Genomic DNA, 4,286 nt, shown 5'->3' with positions numbered 1-4,286 from the left:
TTTTCAATTTGTCCAGTTACAAAATTAATTCATAGCAATTATATTTTTCAGGCATAAAAGGAAGGTTGACACAACCACGAAATTCAAAGCCCAATTTCTGATAAAAATTATTGGCCCGCTTATTCAGACTGTATGTGTCTAAGCGAAAGCTATCATACCCTTGTCTTCGAGCTTCCGCTATGCAATGTTGCATGAGTTGAAATGCTATTTTTTCTTGGCGAAATTGAGGATGAACTACCAGCCGATGAATAGCTAAAGGCTTTATTCCTTTCCACTCCAGTTCCTGATATTGTTCAGCTTCATTTTCATTCATGACCACTGATCCTTTATTGATGTCATCATCTAGAAAAATAAAATATCCACCACCAACTAGGTCTTCCAATATATCTTTTCGGCTAGGGTAGTCATTATCCACAGGCCATTGTGGGAAATGACTGTTATCCATTTCTTTTGCCCTTTGAATAACATGATAAATGCTTTCCAGGTGTTCTTTTTTGCCTTCTATTATGTTTTTCTCTACTGTCATCATTAATTTTAAAGGATCTAAAAAAGTTTTCCCTTGCTTAGGGGAATCATACCAATGACAAAGGCTTTTTACACTTCCCACAGAAAGGGGATTTGATCCCATATTTTAATTTTGGCAAATGAATTAAAAAGGAAGGTTTTAGTGAATTTTCTTTTTGACCTTTTTTGGATGAGAGGCAAAATTTTGCCTCCCTACTATTTCCCTTTTCACTCTTCACTCTTAATTTAACTTTTCACACTAAACTCTTTAAGCCACCTCATGCCCCAGAGAACTACAATAGATTTTAAACCATTGTTCTCTACTCATTTTTATTTTAGTTGCTTCTGCTGCATGCCGAATACGTTCAATTTTGCCCGACCCTACTATTGGCATAATTTGAGCAGGGTGCGCTAGTAACCAGGCATAAAGCAGTTGATCAGGTGAGGAAACCCCTAGCTCTTCTCCCACTTCTTTTAAGGTTTGCCTAATTCTGTTGTTTTTTTCGGAATGCTCTGTAAAAAAGCTACCTCCTCCTAATGGAGACCAAGCCATAGGAGCAATTTGTCTTTCTTGGCAAAGTTCTAAGGTGCCGTTATGAAATTGCTCTAAGTTTAGTACTGAAACTTCTATTTGATTGGTTATCAATGGGAAATCCAGATAGGTACTTAACATCTTAAATTGTGAAGGCAGGAAATTAGAAACCCCAAATTCCAATACTTTACCTTCTTCCCGTAATTTGGAAAAAGCCTCAGCCACTTCCGAAGGGTTCATAAATGGATCTGGACGGTGGATGAGCAGTAAGTCAATATGGTCAGTGCCTAAATTCTTAAGAGATTGTTGTACACTGTTTTGGATATGTTCTTTACTGGTATCATAATATTTAATGCTGTGTTCAGGGCGTTTGCTGGAGATGAGTTTTATTCCACATTTGGTAATCAATTGCATGGAATCTCTCAAAGAGGGATTTAGTTTTAAGGCCTCTCCAAATAGGGCTTCGCAAGAATAATCCCCATAAATATCAGCATGATCGAAGGAAGTGATGCCCATTTCCAAACATTCCTCAATCAAATGTAGGCTTTCCTTACTAGTTTGTTTCCAATCAGCAAGTCGCCATAGACCTTGAATAATCTGGGAAAACTTTACTTTTTCTGATAGCTGAATGGTTTTCATGAAATTATGGTGATTTTAAAAGTTAAAAATATGGTTAGTGATCCAGAGGATAATTTTTCAAGGCTAAAAATATAAGTTTAAATGGATAAATCCATGTTAATGAACTCCCAGGCAACAAAGACTTTATCAAAAAAGCTGAAAAGGGGGGCATGTAGTCCTTTCGGCCTAATAAATTAATTTCTTCGAAAGAATTGGAGTATATGGAAAAATCCTTAAAACCCTTTAGATTGCATGGGCAACTTTTTGAATTCCGAATTGCAAATTTAAATTTGTGAAAAAACAACTTATGATATCAATATGATGAATGCAAATAATCCTTCTTTGAAATCTTGGGTACCTGTACCAGAGGGCTCCGATTTTCCTATTCAAAATCTTCCATTCGGTGTTTTTAAGACCACAGAAAGATCTCCTAGAGTGGGAGTAGCCATTGGTGAACACATAGTTGATCTGGCCGCTTTGTACGATCAGGAGTTGCTCCTGGGAATTGAACTTCCTTCCTACAACTTATTTGCCAATGATTCTTTAAATGAGTTTATGGCTCTGGGCAGAGGGGTCTGCCGGCAAGTTAGAGAGCGACTTTCAGAACTACTTCGTTCAGATAATGAAAAGGTGAGCCATGATGAAGAGTTGAAAAAGGCCATTTTAGTGACTATGCATGAGGCAGAAATGTTGATGCCGGTAAAAGTTGGTGATTACACGGATTTTTATTCAAGTATTGAGCATGCTACCAATGTGGGTACTATGTTTAGAGGTGCTGAAAATGCCTTGATGCCTAACTACCGTCACCTTCCTGTGGGTTACCATGGTCGAGCTTCTTCTATTGGGGTTTCAGGTCATCCTATTCATCGGCCAAAAGGTCAATTTAAAGACCCAGATGATGAACTGCCCTCCTTTGGTCCTTCTCGTAGATTAGACTTTGAGCTAGAAATGGCTTTTATCACCTGCAAGCATAATCCACAAGGAGATTGTATTAGTGCAGTAGATGCAGAAGAATTTGTTTTTGGATTTGTCTTATTCAACGATTGGTCGGCAAGAGATATACAAGCTTGGGAATATGTTCCATTGGGCCCTTTCCTAGGGAAGAATTTCGCTTCCACTGTTTCTCCATGGGTCGTCACCATGGATGCATTAGAACCTTTTAGAGTTAAAGGACCGGAGCAAAATCCAAAGGTATTGCCCTATTTAAAGACAGAAGGAGAAAAGAACTTTGATATCAACTTGGAAGTAGGTATTAAACCTGAGGGATCGGAAGAAAAGGTGGTTTGTCATTCCAATTTTAAGTATATGTATTGGAATATTAATCAGCAATTGGCGCATCATACTATTAATGGATGTGATATTAATGTTGGTGATATGTATGCTTCCGGAACCATTAGCGGACCTACTCCAGAATCATATGGCTCAATGCTTGAAATATCATGGAAGGGAACAAAACCTGTAACCATGAAGGATGGTAGCGAACGGAAATTTATTAATGATCATGATACGGTGATTATGAGGGGGTATGCCGAAAAAGATGGAGTGAGAATTGGATTTGGGGAAGTGAAATCCAAAGTTCTCCCTGCTAAACTTTAAAAGAATATGGAGTTATGAATTAGGGTAATCGAAAAGTGACCTTAATTCATAACGCCTACATTCTTAATTTCTAGTTCTGATAAAATTAAAAGAGTTTGTAATGAAAACGATAAACCCCAAAGAGGTTTCTACGGGAACAATGCATGCTCATTTGCTTGGTGTGATAACACCCCGACCAATTGCATTAGCCAGTACCATCGATAAGGATGGGAATGTGAACTTGAGCCCATTTAGTTTTTTTAATGTTTTTAGTGCCAATCCCCCCATCCTGATTTTTTCTCCGGCCAGAAGAGTAAGAGATAATACAGTCAAACACAGTCTGGAAAATGTTTTGGAGACAAAGGAGGTGGTGGTCAATATTGTAAATCATAGTATCGTTGAACAGGTTTCTTTAGCGAGCACGGAATATGAGCAGGGAGTGAATGAATTTGTAAAGTCCGGTTTGACTGAGGCCTCCTCCAACTTGGTGGCCCCTCCTCGGGTGAAAGAATCACCTGCTTCCTTTGAGTGTAAGGTTAAGGATGTTATTGCCCTAGGCGACCAGGGGGGAGCAGGCAATCTAGTGATTTGTGAAGTAGTGTTGGCCCATTTCAGTGAGGAAATTTTTGATGAAAATGGAGTAATAGATCCTCATCGAGTGGATACTGTCGGTAGAATGGGTGGTGATTGGTATTGTAGGGCCAAAGGGAATGCTATTTTTGAATTACCAAAGCCTATTCGTAACAAAGGAATTGGAGTGGATCAAATTCCCGAATCTATTCGCCTTAGTGATGTTTTGACTGGAAATAATTTAGGACGTTTGGGGAATGTAGAATTCCTTCCTTCTGAAGAAGAGATAAAAGCTGCGGCTGCAAATGAAGATGTAAAGAAAATTCTTAAGCGGTATAAAGGTGATGAGGAGTCGAGGAAATATCATTTACATCTTCTGGCTAAAAAATATTTAGAAGAAGGGGATACAAAACAAGCTTGGAAAATCCTTTTGAACTCCTAGAAAGAGTTGATGTTTTATAAAGAGCTTTAAGGTTCGATTTTTATT

Annotated in this window: 4 protein-coding genes; 2 read left to right on the top strand and 2 right to left on the bottom strand. The window is 38.4% G+C overall.

The window, feature by feature from the left end:
• Positions 1–16: 16 nt before the first annotated feature.
• Positions 17–628 (bottom strand): GNAT family N-acetyltransferase, encoded by a 612-nt coding sequence (locus E1171_RS06150; RefSeq protein WP_155205123.1) that lies wholly within the window; start codon positions 626–628, stop codon positions 17–19.
• A 144-nt stretch (positions 629–772) separates the two neighbouring features.
• On the bottom strand, positions 773–1,675 hold the full coding sequence (locus E1171_RS06145) for an aldo/keto reductase (protein WP_155205121.1): 903 nt from the start codon (positions 1,673–1,675) through the stop codon (positions 773–775).
• A 297-nt stretch (positions 1,676–1,972) separates the two neighbouring features.
• Here E1171_RS06145 and fahA point away from each other — a divergent pair, with 297 nt between their 5' ends.
• Together fahA and E1171_RS06135 are read left to right on the top strand one after the other, a co-directional pair.
• A complete protein-coding gene (fahA, locus tag E1171_RS06140; protein ID WP_187696295.1) occupies positions 1,973–3,250 on the top strand; it encodes a fumarylacetoacetase in 1,278 nt (425 codons plus the stop codon).
• Positions 3,251–3,350: 100 nt separating this feature from the next.
• Complete coding sequence (locus E1171_RS06135) at positions 3,351–4,241, top strand: flavin reductase family protein (RefSeq protein ID WP_155205119.1); 891 nt, start codon at positions 3,351–3,353, stop codon at positions 4,239–4,241.
• Positions 4,242–4,286: the final 45 nt, after the last annotated feature.

Origin of the sequence: Xanthovirga aplysinae (assembly GCF_009711365.1) — a bacterium.
GTDB classification, from domain to species: Bacteria; Bacteroidota; Bacteroidia; order Cytophagales; family Cyclobacteriaceae; genus Xanthovirga; species Xanthovirga aplysinae.
This window is presented reverse-complemented; position numbering and strand designations above follow the sequence as displayed.

What these genes read in the sequence shown, in the direction of transcription:
- E1171_RS06150 (WP_155205123.1), bottom strand. Translation starts at nt 628, where the DNA reads ATGGGATCAAATCCCCTTTCTGTGGGAAGTGTAAAAAGCCTTTGTCAT.
- E1171_RS06135 (WP_155205119.1), top strand. Translation starts at nt 3,351, where the DNA reads ATGAAAACGATAAACCCCAAAGAGGTTTCTACGGGAACAATGCATGCT.
- fahA (WP_187696295.1), top strand. Translation starts at nt 1,973, where the DNA reads ATGATGAATGCAAATAATCCTTCTTTGAAATCTTGGGTACCTGTACCA.
- E1171_RS06145 (WP_155205121.1), bottom strand. Translation starts at nt 1,675, where the DNA reads ATGAAAACCATTCAGCTATCAGAAAAAGTAAAGTTTTCCCAGATTATT.